Origin of the sequence: Actinoplanes sp. CA-030573 (assembly GCF_050951115.1) — a bacterium.
GTDB lineage: Bacteria > Actinomycetota > Actinomycetes > Mycobacteriales > Micromonosporaceae > Actinoplanes.
Window position 1 is genome coordinate 343,727 of the sequence record NZ_CP192038.1, and the last position, 15,504, is coordinate 359,230.

At 71.7% G+C, this 15,504-nt stretch carries 14 protein-coding genes; 11 read left to right on the forward strand and 3 right to left on the reverse strand.

From position 1 onward, the window contains the following. The 4 genes from ACQP2F_RS01590 (at window position 1) to ACQP2F_RS01605 (ending at window position 1,794) form a co-directional block, all read left to right on the forward strand. Window positions 1-684 (forward strand): type II secretion system F family protein, encoded by a 684-nt coding sequence (locus tag ACQP2F_RS01590; RefSeq protein WP_433307299.1) that lies wholly within the window; start codon window positions 1-3, stop codon window positions 682-684. Window positions 685-866: 182 nt separating this feature from the next. Then, a complete protein-coding gene (locus tag ACQP2F_RS01595; protein ID WP_433307301.1) occupies window positions 867-995 on the forward strand; it encodes a DUF4244 domain-containing protein in 129 nt (42 codons plus the stop codon). Next, window positions 992-1,351: a TadE family type IV pilus minor pilin gene (locus ACQP2F_RS01600; protein WP_433299922.1), complete on the forward strand. Its 360-nt coding sequence runs from the start codon at window positions 992-994 to the stop codon at window positions 1,349-1,351. Before ACQP2F_RS01595 ends, ACQP2F_RS01600 begins: the two co-directional genes overlap by 4 nt. Beyond that, complete coding sequence (locus ACQP2F_RS01605; protein WP_433299924.1) at window positions 1,348-1,794, forward strand: Rv3654c family TadE-like protein; 447 nt, start codon at window positions 1,348-1,350, stop codon at window positions 1,792-1,794. The genes ACQP2F_RS01600 and ACQP2F_RS01605 overlap by 4 nt, the downstream gene beginning before the upstream one ends. Here ACQP2F_RS01605 and ACQP2F_RS01610 read toward each other — a convergent pair. After that, complete coding sequence (locus tag ACQP2F_RS01610; protein ID WP_433299926.1) at window positions 1,776-4,061, reverse strand: DEAD/DEAH box helicase; 2,286 nt, start codon at window positions 4,059-4,061, stop codon at window positions 1,776-1,778. The genes ACQP2F_RS01605 and ACQP2F_RS01610 overlap by 19 nt on opposite strands. A 118-nt stretch (window positions 4,062-4,179) precedes the next feature. On the opposite strand from ACQP2F_RS01610, the gene ACQP2F_RS01615 reads away from it, so the two are divergent. From ACQP2F_RS01615 to topA, 6 genes are all read left to right on the forward strand, one after another. Further along, a complete protein-coding gene (locus ACQP2F_RS01615; protein ID WP_433299928.1) occupies window positions 4,180-4,539 on the forward strand; it encodes an STAS domain-containing protein in 360 nt (119 codons plus the stop codon). Then, window positions 4,536-4,976 carry an ATP-binding protein gene (locus ACQP2F_RS01620; RefSeq protein WP_433299930.1) on the forward strand — a complete coding sequence of 147 codons (441 nt, stop codon included), beginning with the start codon at window positions 4,536-4,538 and terminating at the stop codon, window positions 4,974-4,976. The genes ACQP2F_RS01615 and ACQP2F_RS01620 overlap by 4 nt, the downstream gene beginning before the upstream one ends. A gap of 249 nt (window positions 4,977-5,225) precedes the next feature. Then, window positions 5,226-7,580: a sodium-translocating pyrophosphatase gene (locus tag ACQP2F_RS01625; protein ID WP_433299932.1), complete on the forward strand. Its 2,355-nt coding sequence runs from the start codon at window positions 5,226-5,228 to the stop codon at window positions 7,578-7,580. Window positions 7,581-7,656: 76 nt separating this feature from the next. Then, complete coding sequence (locus ACQP2F_RS01630) at window positions 7,657-8,187, forward strand: hypothetical protein (RefSeq protein WP_433299934.1); 531 nt, start codon at window positions 7,657-7,659, stop codon at window positions 8,185-8,187. Window positions 8,188-8,224: 37 nt separating this feature from the next. After that, a complete protein-coding gene (locus tag ACQP2F_RS01635) occupies window positions 8,225-9,151 on the forward strand; it encodes a hypothetical protein (protein WP_433299936.1) in 927 nt (308 codons plus the stop codon). 197 nt (window positions 9,152-9,348) lie between these two features. Next, window positions 9,349-12,144: a type I DNA topoisomerase gene (gene topA, locus ACQP2F_RS01640; protein ID WP_433299938.1), complete on the forward strand. Its 2,796-nt coding sequence runs from the start codon at window positions 9,349-9,351 to the stop codon at window positions 12,142-12,144. A 3-nt stretch (window positions 12,145-12,147) separates the two neighbouring features. Here the strand turns inward: topA and ACQP2F_RS01645 are convergent, their stop codons facing one another. After that, window positions 12,148-13,449 carry a D-arabinono-1,4-lactone oxidase gene (locus ACQP2F_RS01645; RefSeq protein ID WP_433299940.1) on the reverse strand — a complete coding sequence of 434 codons (1,302 nt, stop codon included), beginning with the start codon at window positions 13,447-13,449 and terminating at the stop codon, window positions 12,148-12,150. 137 nt (window positions 13,450-13,586) lie between these two features. On the opposite strand from ACQP2F_RS01645, the gene ACQP2F_RS01650 reads away from it, so the two are divergent. Next, a complete protein-coding gene (locus ACQP2F_RS01650) occupies window positions 13,587-14,216 on the forward strand; it encodes a TetR family transcriptional regulator (RefSeq protein WP_433299942.1) in 630 nt (209 codons plus the stop codon). A 10-nt stretch (window positions 14,217-14,226) separates the two neighbouring features. Here ACQP2F_RS01650 and ACQP2F_RS01655 read toward each other — a convergent pair whose 3' ends face one another. Then, window positions 14,227-15,429, reverse strand: coding sequence for an amino acid deaminase/aldolase (locus ACQP2F_RS01655; protein ID WP_433299944.1), 1,203 nt, complete (start codon window positions 15,427-15,429; stop codon window positions 14,227-14,229). Window positions 15,430-15,504 lie beyond the last annotated feature (75 nt).

Here is a 15,504-nt window from a genome sequence, read left to right on the forward strand (position 1 = left end):
ATGGCGGCGGCCATGGTCGTCCTCGGTCCGGTGGTGTGGCGGCGGGGGCGGGCGCGGCGGCGGCTCGACCGGCTCGCGCCCGCTCGGGAGACGCGGGCGCCGCAGGTCGCGATCGCCGTGCTGGCCGGGCTGGCGGTGGCCGGGCTCATCGGGACGTGGTGGGGCGTGGCGGCCGGCGCCGCGGCCGGCGTCGGTGTCGATCAGGTGTTGCGGCGGCAGGAACCGGCGGCGCACCGGCGGGAGCGGCTCGCGGCCGTCGCCGACCTTCCGCTCGGTGCCGACCTGCTGGCGGCCGCGCTGCGAGCCGGCGCGCCGCCCGACCGGGCCGCGGCCGCCGTGGCCGAGGCGCTGCCGGGACCGCTCGGTGAGCGGCTGCGGCGGACGGCGCGGTCGCTGCGGCTCGGCGCGGAACCCGCCGAGGCGTGGGCGCACCTGGCCGGCATCGACGGCGCCGACCGGCTGATCGCGGCGGCGATCCGGTCGAGCGCGAGCGGCGGCGCGTTGTCGGGCGCGCTCGGCCGGCTCGCCGACGACCTGCGCGCCGACCGGGTCGCGGCGGCGGAGGCGGCGGCGCAGCGGGGCGCGGTGCTGATCGTGCTGCCGCTCGGGCTGTGCTTCCTGCCCGCGTTCCTGCTGGCCGGGCTCGTGCCGGTGGTGGTCTCCGTGCTCCAGGACGTGCTGTGACCGGCGATGTGACGTGCTGTGACCGGCGATGGCAGGACGCCGGCTCCCGAACTCCCGTGGCTCGCGGGCCACGGATCCGCCAGCGGTCGCCGGCCGCCGGCATCTCACAACCGAAGGAGAACCACGTGCGCAAACTGATCGCGAACCTCGCGCGGCTACGGACCGAAGCCGGCGACGCGGGCATGAATACGGCCGAGTACGCCGTCGGCACGCTCGCGGCCGTGACCTTCGCCGGCGTGCTTCTCAAAGTCGTCGGCGGCGCCCACGTGCAGGCGGCGCTGACCGCAATCATCGATCGGGCTCTGAAGTGATCGGGCGCCGGCCGCCCGGCCGCGACCGGGGATCCTTCACCGCCGAGCTCGCGGCCGGGCTGCCGGCGCTCATGCTGCTGCTTCTGGCCGGTCTTACCGCGGTGGCGGCCGTGACGGCCAAGGGGCAGTGCGTCGACGCGGCGCGGGAGGGCGCTCTGGCGGGCGCCCGGGGCGAGGGCGCGGCCGCGGCGGCCGGACGCGTGGCGCCGCCGCGGGCCGAGATCGACGTGGCAGCCGGAACGGAGACGGTGACGGTGGTGGTGCGGGCGCCGGTCCGGCTGCTGGGCGCCCATCTCCCGGCGGTCACCGTGGAGGGCCGCGCGGTCGCGGCGCGCGAGCCGGAGGCGGGCGGATGAGAACGCGCACCGCAGCGATGGGTGCGGAGCCTTGGCGGGCGGACGAGAGAGGAGCGTCTGCGGCACTCGAGCGGCAGAGGGCTGCGGACGGCCACGATCGGGGAGCGGCGTCGATCTTTCTGCTGGCGGTGGGGCTGGTGCTGGTCCTGGCCGGGCTGGCCGGCACGTCGGTCGGCACGGCCCGGGTCGGGCGGCACGAGGCGCACAACGCGGCCGATCTCGCGGCGTTGGCCGGGGCGGCGGATGCGATCTACGGCGAGGGGGTGGCGTGCGTGCGGGCCGAGCGGTTCGCGGCGGCCAACGGCGGGCGGACGACCTCGTGCGCCGTCGACGGCCTCGAGGTGGTCGTGTGGGCCGAGGTCGAGGTGCGGCCGATGCCGGGCATGGTGCGACGGGCGGCGGCGGGAGCCCGGGCCGGCCCGATCTACGGCGTGGTGGGGTGAGCGGGACCGGGCAGGGCGGCCAGGACGGCGTCGAGCACGTGGACGGCGCCTGGTTTGTGGAGCGGGTTGTTGCCGTTGCCGCACTTGGGGGACTGGACGCAGGACGGGCAGCCGGTCTCGCAGGCGCAGGCGGCGATGGCCTCGCGGGTGGCGCGCAACCACTCGGCGGCGGTGGCGTACGCCCGCTCGGCGAAACCGGCGCCGCCGGGGTGGCCGTCGTAGACGAACACCGTGGGCGCCTCGGTGTCGGCGTGGTTGGCCGTGGAGAGGCCGCCGATGTCCCAGCGGTCGCAGGTGGCCATCAGCGGCAGCAGGCCGATGGCGGCGTGTTCGGCGGCGTGCAGGGCGCCGGGGAAGTCCGGTGGCTCGACACCCGCGGACTCCAGGGCGCGCGGTGAGACGGTGAACCAGACGGCCACCGTGCGCAGCTCGCGCGGGGGGAGGTCGAGCGGGCGGGTGTCGATCAGCTCGCCCGAGCCGATGCGCCGGCGCTGGTAGGAGACCACCTGGTTGGTTACGTCGACCTCGCCGAGGAACAGGCCCACGGGGCCGGCGTCCACGTACGAGCGGATGCTGACCACCGAGAGGTCGGTGACGTCGCGGGCGTGCGTGGACCAGTCCGGCTCCTCCTGGTGCACCAGCGCGACCGCGTCCTCCAGGTCGAGGTCGTCGACGATGAACGAGACGCCCTGGTGCAGGTAGACCGCGCCGGTGTGGAGCATGACGTGGGACGAGCCGGCGTCGACCGTGCCGAGCAGGCGGCCGGTGGCCGACTCGACCACCGAGACCGGGGCGCCGCCGGTGCCGCGCAGGTCGACGTCGGGGCGGCCGGTGTGCGTCCAGTACCAGCCGGACGGGCGCTTCCGCAGGGCGCCGGACTCGGTCAGGGCGTCGACCGCCGCCCGCGCCACCTCGCCGCCGAACAGGTCGACGTCCGCCGCCGTGAGCGGGGCCTCGGAGGCGGCGCAGCAGAGTTGGGGGCCCAGCACGTACGGGTTGGCCGGGTCCAGCACCGTGACCTCGACCGGGTGGCCGAACAGCGCCGACGGGTGGTGGACGAGGTAGGTGTCGAGCGGGTCGTCCCGGGCGATCAGCACGGCGAGCGCCTCGTCGCCGGCACGGCCGGCCCGGCCCGCCTGCTGCCACAGTGAGGCGCGGGTGCCGGGGTAGCCGCAGATCAGGACGGCGTCCAACCCGACCAGGTCGACGCCGAGCTCGAGGGCGTTGGTCGAGGCCAGGCCGAGCAACTCGCCGGACAGCAGCTGACGCTCGATCGCCCGGCGGTCCTCCTTGAGATAACCGGCCCGGTAGGCCGCCACCCGGTCGCCGAGCCCGGGGACGGCCTCGTCCAGCTGACGCCGGGTCACCGCGGCCACGACCTCGGCCCCGCGGCGCGACCGCACGAAGGCCAGCGTCCGCGTCCCGGCCACGATCGCGTCGGTGAGCAGGTCGGCCGTCTCCCGCAGCGCCGAGCGCCGGGTGGGCGGCAGGTCGTCCTCCGCCGGCGGGAGAAGGGGCGGCTCCCACAGGGCGAACGTGGTCGCCCCGCGCGGCGACGCGTCCTCGGTGACGGCGGTGACCGGCAAGCCGGTCAGCCGGGACGCGGCGCCGGCCGGGTCGCCCGAGGTGGCGGAGGCGAGAACGAACGTGGGGGAGCCGCCGTACCGGGCCGCGGCCCGGCGCAGGCGACGCAGCACGTGCGCCACGTGCGAGCCGAACACGCCGCGGTACGCGTGGCACTCGTCGACCACCACGTACGCCAGCCGCCGGAGGAACGTCGCCCAGCGCTCATGTCCCGGCAACACCCCATGATGCAACATGTCGGGATTTGTCAGAACGTAGCGCGAGTGCTGGCGTATCCACTCCCGTTCCTCGCGCGCCGTGTCACCGTCGTAAGTGGCCGGGCGTACGTCGGGAAGACCGAGACCGGCGACGGCGCGCAACTGATCGGCCGCCAGCGCCTTCGCCGGCGCGATGTAGAGCGCCGTGGAGCGCGGATCGGTCAGCAGCCGGCTCAGCACCGGCAGCTGATATCCCAGCGACTTGCCGGACGCGGTCCCGGTCGCCAGCACGACGTGGGTGCCCTCGAACGCGAGCGATGCCGCCTCCACCTGGTGGGCCCACGGCGCGGCGTGCCCGAACGCGGCGATGAGCGAGGCCGGGGCCCAGGACGGCCAGTCCGCCGTCACCGCCTCGCGCGCCGGCACCCGCTCGATGTGGGTCACCGCGGGGGAGGAGAGCCGGAGCGAGGAGGCGGTGGACGTCACGCCCAGCACTGTTACACCGGTATGGGCCCAACCTCAAACGGGTAGGACGGGTGGGTGCCATGCGTCGGCCCAACCCCGTCGGTGGTTAGATTCGCTGAGTAGATCGGAAGGAGGAGCGATGGAGCTGTCCCTTGCGACTCGGACCGTCGCCGAGCACACGGTGCTCGAGGTGGGCGGCGAGGTCGACGTCTACACGGCTCCGAGGCTGCGCGAACGCCTCGTCGAGCTGGTCGACGCGGGCGCCCGCAACGTGGTCGTGGACCTCGGCGGCGTCGAGTTCCTCGACTCCACCGGCCTCGGCGTGCTGGTCGGCGCGATGAAGAGGCTGCGCGTCGCGAACGGCACGTTCGGGCTCGTCTGCTCCAAGGAACCGTTGCTGAAGATCTTCCGGATCACCGCGCTGGACCAGGTTTTCCCGATCTACCCCACGATCGAGGCGGCGACGGAAGACGGCGACGGCAGCGGTCCGACTTCGTGATGGCGACGGTTCGGCTGTCCTTCTCGCCCGCACCGGTGCATGTCCGCACGGCCCGGCTTGTCGGTGTGGCGGTGGCCCGCCGGGCGGGGGTCGCCGAGGAACTGCTGGACGAGGTGCGGCTCGCGATCGGTGAGGCGTGCACGCGGGCCGTGGCCCTGCACAACCAGTACGGCCTGCCCGATCTTGTGACGGTCGAAATGTCTGATTCGGACTCATACGCGGTTCGGGTGATCGATCACGCCCCGATCGAGGCGAGCGTCGGATTGGCCAAACTGCCGCCCGACGAGCTCGCCGACGAGTCGCTGACGGACGAGGCGCTCACCACCGGCGTGGGCTTCGCCCTGCTCGCCGGATTTGTCGATGACCTGCAGGTTCGTCCGGTCGACGACGGACCCGGGACCGAGGTCCGAATGGTGTGGCCGGTGCAGCGGCGATGACCCGCCGGAGATCAAAAAAGATCTCTACCCCTCTGGCGCCGCGCTAACACAGCGGCGAACATCACCACGACACGGCCGGAGCCGGGTGTGACCACCACCACGACCGGCCGATACAGTACGCGAGTTATCAGCTACTGCTCCTGGTCCCGCGTCCGCGGGGCCCAGTTGTCGTCTCCCCGGTGATCGGGGGAGCGCCCGGGTCGGTCTCGTCCGCCGGTTCGGGTGCGGTCGGTGTACAGGAGGACATTGATGTCCGGGACCTTGATAACTTCTGCCGCGGGCGGAGTGTCCCTGAGCGGTTCAAACGTCACATTCGTCATCGTCGCGCTGGTCTTCGCGCTGATCGCGCTGGCCTTCGCCGCGATGTTCGTCCAGTCGGTGCTCAAGACCGGGCGCGGCACCAAGAACATGCAGGAGATCGCGGGCGCCGTGCAGGAGGGCGCCTCGGCCTACCTGTTCCGCCAGTTCCGAACGCTGGCGGTCTTCGTGGTCATCGCGGTCGTACTGCTCTACCTGCTGCCGGTGCACGACACCGACAACGAGGTATGGGTCAAGATCGGCCGGTCGCTGTTCTTCATCGTGGGTGCGGTCTTCTCGTCGTTCATCGGCGGCGCGGGCATGGCCCTGGCGACGCGGGCGAACCTGCGGGTGGCCGCGGCCGCCGGCGGCGAGGGCGGCCGCGAGACCGCGATGGGTATCGCGTTCCGCACCGGCGGTGTGGTCGGCTTCCTCACGGTCGGCCTCGGCCTGTTCGGCGGCGCGCTGGTCGTGCTGATCTTCAAGAGCGACGCGCCGACCGTGCTCGAGGGCTTCGGCTTCGGCGCCGCGCTGCTCGCCATGTTCATGCGGGTCGGCGGCGGCATCTTCACCAAGGCCGCGGACGTCGGCGCCGACCTGGTCGGTAAGGTGGAGCAGGGCATCCCCGAGGACGACCCGCGCAACGCCGCGACGATCGCCGACAACGTGGGCGACAACGTCGGTGACTGCGCCGGCATGGCGGCCGACCTGTTCGAGTCGTACGCGGTGACGCTCGTCGCCGCCCTGATCCTCGGCCAGGCCGCGTTTGGCCAGGACGGCCTGATCTTCCCGCTGATCGTCTCCACGATCGGCGTCGTGATCGCGATCGTCGGCGTCTTCATCACCCGGCTGCGTCAGTCCGACCGGAACGGCCTCACCGCCATCAACCGGGCGTTCTACATCTCGGCCGTGCTCTCGGCGGTGGTCGTCGCGGTGGTCAGCTTCATCTACCTGCCCGACTCGTTCGCCGGGTTCGAGGACAGCAGCATCGCGACCGACGTCGTCAACAGCAACCGCGACCCGCGCTGGGTCGCCATCGGCGCCGTCGTGATCGGCATCGTGCTGGCCGCCGCCATCCAGGCGCTGACCGGCTACTTCACCGAGACCAACCGGCGGCCGGTGCAGGACATCGGCAAGTCGTCGCAGACCGGCCCGGCCACGGTCGTGCTCGCCGGCATCAGCGTCGGCCTCGAGTCGGCCGTCTACTCGGCCCTGCTGATCGGCGCCGGCGTCTACGGCGCGTTCCTGCTCGGCGGCTCGTCGCTGACCCTATCGCTGTTCGCGGTCGCGCTGGCCGGCACCGGCCTGCTCACCACGGTCGGCGTCATCGTCGCGATGGACACCTTCGGCCCGATCTCGGACAACGCGCAGGGCATCGCCGAGATGTCCGGCGACATCGACGAGAACGGCGCGCGGATCCTCACCGAGCTCGACGCGGTCGGCAACACGACCAAGGCGATCACCAAGGGCATCGCGATCGCCACGGCCGTCCTCGCCGCCACGGCGCTGTTCGGCTCGTACACCAACAGCCTGGCCAGCTCGCTGGCCGACGCGGGTGTCAAGGACGTCGGCGCCGAGATCCTCGGCCTGCTCAACATCGCCAACCCGCGCAGCCTGGTCGGCCTGCTCATCGGCGCCGCGGTGGTCTTCCTGTTCTCCGGCCTGGCCATCAACGCGGTCTCCCGCTCGGCCGGCGCCGTGGTGATGGAGGTCCGCCGGCAGTTCCGCGAGCACCCGGGCATCATGGACCGCACCGAGCGGCCCGAGTACGGCCGCGTCGTGGACATCTGCACCCGGGACGCGCAGCGCGAGCTGCTCACCCCCGGCCTGCTGGCGATCATGGCACCGATCGCGGTCGGCTTCGGCCTCGGCGCCGGGGCGCTCGCGTCCTACCTGGCCGGTGCGATCGGCGCCGGCACCCTGATGGCGGTCTTCCTGGCCAACTCCGGTGGCGCCTGGGACAACGCCAAGAAGCTGGTCGAGGACGGTTCGTTCGGCGGCAAGGGCTCCGAGGCGCACGCCGCCACGGTCATCGGCGACACCGTCGGCGACCCGTTCAAGGACACCGCGGGCCCGGCCATCAACCCGCTGCTGAAGGTGATGAACCTGGTCTCGCTGCTGATCGCGCCGGCCGTCGTGAGCTGGAGCATCGGCAAGGACGCCAACACCCCGCTGCGGGTGACCATCGCCGTCGTGGCGGCCGCGATCGTGGTCGCGGCGGTCGTGATCAGCAAGCGCAAGCCGATCTCGATGGGCGACGACACTCCGGTCGGCAACTCGACGCCCTCGGAGACGATCAGCGCCTGACGCAACGCCGGGGCATCCGCAACGGGTGCCCCGGCACCATGGAAGGTTGTCACACCCGGGCCGTACGCTGCTTCCCATGCGTGCGGCCCGTCCCCTTTCGGTAGTGCTCACGGTCGCGCTCGTGCTGAGCGCCGCGGCGTGCGGAGGCGCGCACGGCGCCCGGGCCTGGGCGGCGTCCGTCTGCACGACGCTGAGCCCCTGGCGCACCGAGATCGGCTCGCTGACCAACCGCGCTCAGCAGCAGATGGAGATCGCGACCACCCCCGGTCAGGCCAAGGAAAACCTGAGCCGCCTCTTCACCGGCGCCAAGGACGCGAGCGAGAAGGCGCGCGCCGGCGTGGCCAAGGCGGGCGTGCCCGACGTGGACAACGGCCAGCAGATCGCCGCCGGCTTCACCGGCTCGCTGGCCTCGATGCGCGACGCCTACGGCCGGGCCGCGTCCGGCATCGACGGGCTGGCCACGGCGCCGGCCAAGGCGTTCTACGAGCAGGTGGGCAAGGTGGTCGACCAGCTCAACGCCGACTACCAGAAGAGCAGCCTCGACACCAGCAAGCTCAACTCGACCGAGCTGCAGGAGGCCTTCGACGAGCTGCCCGAGTGCCGGTGAGATGAGCGAGACGGGGTGGCCGCTGATCCCGCGCGAGGTGCTGCCGGCGCCGGTTCCGGCGGTCAAGCGCCGCCCGCTCCCGCGTCCGCATCATGCCGATCCGGGCCGTCAGCTCCCCTTCTTCGGCGCCGAGACGACCGAGCCGTCGCCCGCCGATCTCGCCGGTCTTCTCGCCGGTCCCGGCCGGCTGGGGCGGATGGGCGGCACGGCTCGCGTCTCGGTCGAGGTCGATGCCGCGTGGCGCGTCCATGTGCTGGTCGCCGAGCTGGTGATACGCGGTCTCACGGTCCAGTGGCGGCCACTTCACGATCAAGATCAGGAGCAGCCGGTACGGCCGGAGCCCGCCGAGATCGAGCCGGCCGGTGACCCGTTCGACGACGTCTATCCCGACCCCGACGAGTGGCCTGACTCCTCCGCTGCGGATGAGCCGTCCGGCGGCGATCTTGTGGAGGATGGCCGGAGAGATCACCAAGATCCGGGCGCCGGCCGGCTCCTTCCTGTCCCAGGGGAGCTCTCTCTCACGGCCGGTCGGCGACCGCCCGACACGGAAAGGGCACTTAACAAAGAGACAGAAGGGGACGAACCATCAGATAAACCGGCAGAACCGGAGCGCCGGCCCAGGTTTGAGGTGCTCACGGCGTACTCCAGTCGATTGAACGCCCTTGCCCGCGCCTGGCCCGAGGCGACCGCCCAGCTGTTTCTCTCCGGGCCGCGCCTTCGTCTCTGGGTCGCCGCGGCCGGTGAACCGGTCGCCGGCGGCTACGCCCTGGGCCTCGACCCCCACAAAGACCTGGTCGCGATCGATGCCGCCCTGGTCCGGGCCGGTTTGGCCGGGCGCGCCTCGGACGACGGGCGACACTATCTAATAGTGGGCAAGCGACGCCTCCGGCGGCTTGCCGAGTTGGTCGGCGAACGGCCCGGCGCCGCGCCCGAGGAAGGGTGGCCCGGCGGCGCGGGTGCGTGATCTTCCTGGATTGTGTGCGACACGACCGTACGTTCCCGGTGTACGGTGTCGCCGTCGGACGCATGCGGTGGCCGGACCGTTACCATCCGAGTCCCGGGTTCCCGGGGAATGTGTGCTACCCCGGCGCGTTACGTTGAAAGTCTGCGCTGCGCCGATCCGGATGACGCAGCGCTGAGAGTTTGAAGTTTGGGAGTGCCGTGCCGAGTGACACCAGGACGACCCGTCTGGTCATCGTCGAGTCCCCGTCGAAGGCCAAGACGATCGCCGGTTACCTAGGCCCCGACTATTTCGTCGAGGCCTCCTTCGGCCATGTCCGCGACCTGCCGCGTAACGCCGCCGACGTGCCCGCGAAGTACAAGGGCGAGTCGTGGGCGCGGCTGGGCGTCGACGTCGACAACGGCTTCCATGCGCTCTACGTGGTCTCCCAGGACCGCAAGCAACAGATCGCCAAGCTGCAGAAGCTGGCGAAGGAGGTCGACGAGATCTTCCTCGCCACCGATGAGGACCGCGAGGGCGAGGCGATCGCCTGGCACCTGGTCGAGACGATCAAGCCCAAGGTCCCGGTCAAGCGGATGGTCTTCCACGAGATCACCAAACCGGCCATCCAGGCCGCGGTGGCCAACCCGCGCGACATCGACCGCGACCTGGTCGACGCGCAGGAGGCCCGGCGCATCCTCGACCGGCTCTACGGCTACGAGGTCAGCCCGGTCCTGTGGAAGAAGGTGATGCCCCGCCTCTCCGCCGGGCGGGTCCAGTCGGTGGCGACGCGCATCGTGGTCGAGCGCGAGCGGCAGCGCATGGCGTTCCGCAGCGCCGAGTACTGGGACATTCTGGCCACCCTGGCCGTGCAGGGGCAGGTTGAGGGGCCGCGCAACTTCAACGCGACGCTGATCGCCCTCGACGGCGACCGGATCGCGACCGGCAAGGACTTCGAGCCCACCACCGGCCGGGTCAAGCCCGGCGCCGGCGTGGTGCACCTCGACGAGGCCGGCGCCCGTGGGCTGGCCGCCCGTCTCGAGGACCGGCCGTTCCGGGTCACCCGGGTCGAGGAGAAGCCGTACCGCCGCCGCCCGTACGCGCCGTTCATCACCTCGACGCTGCAGCAGGAGGCCGCCCGCAAGCTGCGGTTCTCCGCCTCGCAGACGATGCGCACCGCGCAGCGGCTGTACGAGAACGGTTACATCACCTACATGCGTACCGACTCGGTCAACCTGTCGGAGACCGCGCTCACCGCGGCCCGCCGGCAGATCGCCGAGCTCTACGGCCAGTCGAACGTGCCGCCGCAGCCCCGCCGCTACACCGGCAAGGTGAAGAACGCGCAGGAGGCGCACGAGGCGATCCGGCCCGCCGGCGACAACTTCCGCACGCCGGGCGAGGTGGCCAACGAGCTGTCGACCGACGAGTTCAAGCTGTACGAGCTGATCTGGCGCCGCACGATCGCCTCCCAGATGACCGACGCCGTCGGTAACTCGGTGAGCGTCCGGATCCGTGCGATCTCCACCTCGGGCGAGGAGGTCGACTTCGCCGCGTCCGGCAAGACGATCACCGACCCCGGCTTCCTGCGCGCCTACGTCGAGTCGTCCGACGACGAGAACGCCGAGGCCGAGGACGCCGAGCGCCGCCTGCCGACCCTGGTCAAGGACCAGCCGCTGACCGCCGAGGAGCTGGCTGCGGCCGGGCACCACACCTCGCCGCCCGCCCGCTACACCGAGGCCTCGCTGGTCAAGGCGCTGGAGGAGCTGGGCATCGGCCGCCCGTCGACCTATGAGTCGATCATGCGGACCATCCAGGACCGGGGCTACGTCGAGAAGCGCGGTCAGGCTCTGATCCCGTCGTTCCTGGCGTTCGCGGTCATCGGCCTGCTCGAGGGGCACTACCCGCGGCTGGTCGACTACAACTTCACCGCCGCCATGGAGACCCAGCTCGACGACATCGCCGGCGGCGACCACGCGGCTCTCGACTTCCTCACCTCCTTCTACTTCGGCAGCCAGACGGCCGGGGCGGACGACACGATCGCGGCCGCCGGCGGCCTGAAGAAGATGGTGACCGAGAACCTGAGCGCCATCGACGCGCGCTCGGTCAACTCGATCCCGCTCTTCACCGACGACGAGGGCCGCCAAGTCGTGGTCCGGGTCGGCCGCTACGGCCCGTACCTCCAGCGTCAGCTTCCGGACGCGACCGAGGAGCGGCCGGAGGACCGGGTCTCGATTCCCGAGGGCGTCGCGCCCGACGAGCTGACCCCCGAGAAGGTGAACGAGCTCTTCCTCGGCGGCGGAGGCGAGCGCTCCCTGGGCGACGACCCGGCGACCGGCGAGTCGGTCCAGCTCAAGTCGGGCCGCTTCGGACCGTACGTGCAGGCCGGCGAGCGCAAGTCTTCGCTGTTCCGCAGCCAGTCGCCCGAGACGCTGACCCTGGAGCAGGCGCTCAAGCTGCTCACCCTGCCGCGGACGCTGGGCAAGGACCCGGAGGGCAACGAGATCCTCGCCGCGAACGGCCGGTATGGGCCGTATGTGAAGCGCGACAACGACTTCCGGTCGCTGGAGAACGAGGATCGGCTGTTCACGGTCACCCTCGACGAGGCGCTCGCCCTGCTCGCGCAGCCGAAGACGCGGCAGCGTCGCGAGGCCAAGCCGCCGCTGCGCGAGATGGGCCCCGACCCGGTCACCGAGAAACCGATGATCATCAAAGAAGGCCGGTTCGGTCCGTACGTGACCGACGGCGAGTACAACGCGTCCCTGCGCCGCGGCCAGACGCCGGAGGAGCTCACCGTCGAGCAGGCGTCGGAGATGCTGGCCGAGAAGCGGGCGAAGGGTCCGGCGCCGAAGAAGAAGGCGGCCGCCAAGAAGGCCCCGGCCAAGAACGCCGAGCCGGCCGCCGGGACCGCCGGCAAGAAGGCGCCGGCCAAGAAGGCGGCCGCGAAGAAGGCGGCGCCGGCCAAGAAGGCGGTGGCGAAGAAGGCCGCGCCCAAGAAGGCGACGGCCGCCGCCGAGTAGGCGTTACGCGCCGAGCACCCGGTCCAGGTAGTCGTTGGTGAAGACCCGGGCCGGGTCCAGGCGGTCGCGCACGGCCACGAAGTCGTCGAACTTCTCGTAGACCGGGCGCAGGTCCGCGGCCGAGCGGTAGTGCAGCTTGCCCCAGTGCGGGCGGCCGCCGAGCGGCTGGCAGACCGCCTCGACGGCCCGGAAGTACGGCTCGTGGTCGACCCCGGTGTACTGGTGCACGGCCACGTAGGCGGACTCGCGGCCGTAGCCGTGCGAGAGCCAGACGTCGTCCGGCCCGGTGAAGCGGACCTCGACCGGGAACTGGACCTTGAACGGCAGCCCCTCGATCACGCGGGGCAGCGCCTCGATCACCTCGGGCAGGGCGGCACGCGGGATCTCGTACTCCATCTCGGTGAAATGCACCCGCCGCGGCGTGCAGAAGACCCGGTCGGATCGCTCGGTATAGGTCCGCGCGGTGAGCGCGCGGGCCGCGACCGCCGAGATGCCCGGGACCGTGGCCGGCACCGCCTTGCCCAGCCGGCAGACCGCCCCGAAGAGCGTGTTCGACAGGAACTCGTCGTCCATCCAGCCACGGAAGCGGGAGAGCGGGCGGTCGTTGGCCGGGACCTTGTTGTTGATCTTCAGCTGGGCCCGGTCGGTGTACGGGTACCAGTAGAACTCGACGTGCTCGTTGGCCGGGATCCACTCGTCGAGGCCGGCCAGCACGTCGGTCAGCGCCATCGGCCGCTCGTCGGCCAGCAGCGTGAACGCCTCGGTGCAGCGCAGCGTCACCTCGACCAGGATGCCCAGCGCCCCGAGCCCGAGCCGCGCGGCCGGGAAGATCGGGTCGTCCTTGGTCACCTCGAGCACCTCGCCCGAGCCGGTCACCAACTTGACACCCTCCACGCACGAGGCCAGCGTGGAGTGCCCGGCGCCGGTGCCGTGCGTGCCGGTCGAGATCGCCCCCGCGACGGTCTGCTGGTCGATGTCGCCGAGGTTGGGCATGGCCAGGCCGTGCTCGGCGAGCAGCGCGTTCAGGGCGTGCAGCGGCATGCCGGCCTGCACGGTCACCAGCGGCCCGTCGATCGACACCAGCCCGGCGAGCCGGTGCAGGAAGAGCCGCTGATCGGTGGCCACGGCGATGGCGGTGAACGAGTGCCCGCTCCCCACCGCCTTGATCTGGCGTCCGGAACCGGACGCTTCCTTGACCTGGGCCGCGAGCTCGTCGACAGTGCCAGGAGTCAGGATGTCGGTCGCGAGAGCGTGCTGGTTGCCGCCCCAGTTGGTCCAGCGGCGGGCGATCACGGGGGTCGTCATTATGGCTTTGTCCTCCGTACGAGCGGACAGTCGCACAAAACTGGGCGTGTGGAGTGTCCTCCGCGTCCCGTCGATGCCTCTCGCTCGTTGATCCGAGTAACGTTCCGATTATCACTGCTGAGAGGGAGTGGCGACGCGTGTCGACACCAACCGTCACCACCGGGCCGCTGCGGCGGGTCCCGGTGCAGGGCAGAAGCGTTGCCCGGGTCCAGCGCATGCTCGACGCCTGCGCCGAGCTCGTCGATGAGGTGGGCTACGAGGGCCTGACCACGACGTTGCTCGCCGAGCGAGCCGAGGTCGCCATCGGCTCGGTCTACCAGTTCTTCCCCGACAAGCGGGCGATCGTGCAGGCCCTGGCCATGCGCAACATGGACGCTTACCTGCAGGGTCTCTCCGCCCGCTTCGGCAGCGAGACGTTCGCCCACTGGTGGGACGGCGTCGACGCGGCCATCGACGTCTACATCCAGATGCACCGCAGCGTGCCCGGCTTCCGGACGCTGCACTTCGGCGACGTGGTGGACGTGCATCTGCTGGACATCGAGCGCGACAACAACGCGGTGATCGCCGACCGGCTGGCCGAGCTGCTGGTCGACCAGTTCCAGCTGATGGACCGGGCGCGCCTGCGGTTCGCGCTGCAGATCTCGGTCGAGGCGGCGGACGCGCTGATCAAGCTGGCGTTCCGGCGCGACACCACCGGCGACGAGGCGGTGCTGACCGAGGCCAAGGCGCTGATCCGGGAGTACCTGCACCGCCACGTCACCGCCTAGCCGCTGCCGGTCAGCCCAGCCAGGCATGGCCCTCTCCGCGATAGGTCGGGGCCGGCGTCGCTGTCGCACCGTCGATCAGCTGGAGCTCGTTGACGTGCTCGCACAGTTCGCCGGCCTTCGCGTGCCGGAACCACACCCGGTCACCGGGCCGGAGCTTGTCGGCGACCGCTCCGAGCAGGGGCGTCTGCACCTCGCCGGCGCCCTCGTCGGGCTTGAACCGCAGCCCCTCCGGTAGGTAGGGCTGCGGGAGGCGGGAACGCTCGGCCGGGCCGGAGGCGATCCAGCCGCCGCCGAGCACGGTGGCGATGCGCGGCGCCGGCCGGCGCACGACCGAGAGCGCGAAGAACGCGGCGGGGGTCGGCTGCCATTGCCGGTACGCGTCGAAGAGCGTCGGCCCGTAGAGACCGGAACCGGCGGTGACCTCGGTGACCACCGGGTCGGCACTGGTGACGGCCACGCTGCCGGTGCCGCCGCCGTTCACGAACTCGAGGTCGGCGTGCTCGCGTACCGCGGCGACGGCCTCGGCCCGGCGCTTGACGATCTCCGGGTAGGACCGGGACTGCATGAGCCGGATGGCGCTGCCGCGCAGGGCCTGGCGGGGCGGCGCGTCACCCACGCCGGCGATCTGGGCCTCGTACGACATGAGGCCGACCAGCTGGAAGCCGGGCCGCGCGACCAGGCGCCGGGCCAGCGCCGAGGCCTGGGCGGCGGAGTGCACGGGGGAGCGGCGCACGCCGACGTGCAGTGGACCGGGCTTCCAGGACGAGTCGAGGTCGATGCAAAGGCGTACCTCCGGCCGCTTGCCGGGCGAGGTCACCTGGTCGACCACGTCCAGGTGCGACGGGTGGTCGACCATGATCGTGATGGCCGCCGCCAGCTTGGGGTCGCCGGTCAGCTCCGCGATCGCCGTCCGGTCCACGGTCGGGTACGCCAGCAGCACGTCGTCGGTCACGCCCGCCCGGACCAGCCAGATCGCCTCGGGCAGCGTGTACGCCATGACGCCGTGCCAGCCCGGCTTGGCCAGCACCCGTTCGATCAGCTCCCGGCAGCGTACCGATTTGCTGGCGACCCGGACCGGTTTGCCGCCGGCCCGCCTGACCAGCTGAGCGGCGTTGTCGTCGAACGCCGCCAGGTCGACCGCCGCGATCGGCGTCTCGAGATGGCCGGTCGCCCGGTCGAGGCGCTGCTTGAGCTTGTTGCGGTCGGCAATCACGCCAGCACGGTAGCGCCTCCGTCCGGCAATGCGAAAGACATTCATTTATCCGCCACCCGAACGTGCGAAACCGGG

Bases quoted from the DNA above. Each gene is read 5' to 3' on its own strand.
- ACQP2F_RS01590 (WP_433307299.1), top strand. From the start codon at position 1: ATGGCGGCGGCCATGGTCGTCCTCGGTCCGGTGGTGTGGCGGCGGGGG.
- ACQP2F_RS01595 (WP_433307301.1), top strand. From the start codon at position 867: ATGAATACGGCCGAGTACGCCGTCGGCACGCTCGCGGCCGTGACCTTC.
- ACQP2F_RS01605 (WP_433299924.1), top strand. From the start codon at position 1,348: ATGAGAACGCGCACCGCAGCGATGGGTGCGGAGCCTTGGCGGGCGGAC.
- ACQP2F_RS01615 (WP_433299928.1), top strand. From the start codon at position 4,180: ATGGAGCTGTCCCTTGCGACTCGGACCGTCGCCGAGCACACGGTGCTC.
- ACQP2F_RS01625 (WP_433299932.1), top strand. From the start codon at position 5,226: ATGTCCGGGACCTTGATAACTTCTGCCGCGGGCGGAGTGTCCCTGAGC.
- ACQP2F_RS01630 (WP_433299934.1), top strand. From the start codon at position 7,657: ATGCGTGCGGCCCGTCCCCTTTCGGTAGTGCTCACGGTCGCGCTCGTG.
- ACQP2F_RS01645 (WP_433299940.1), bottom strand. From the start codon at position 13,449: ATGACGACCCCCGTGATCGCCCGCCGCTGGACCAACTGGGGCGGCAAC.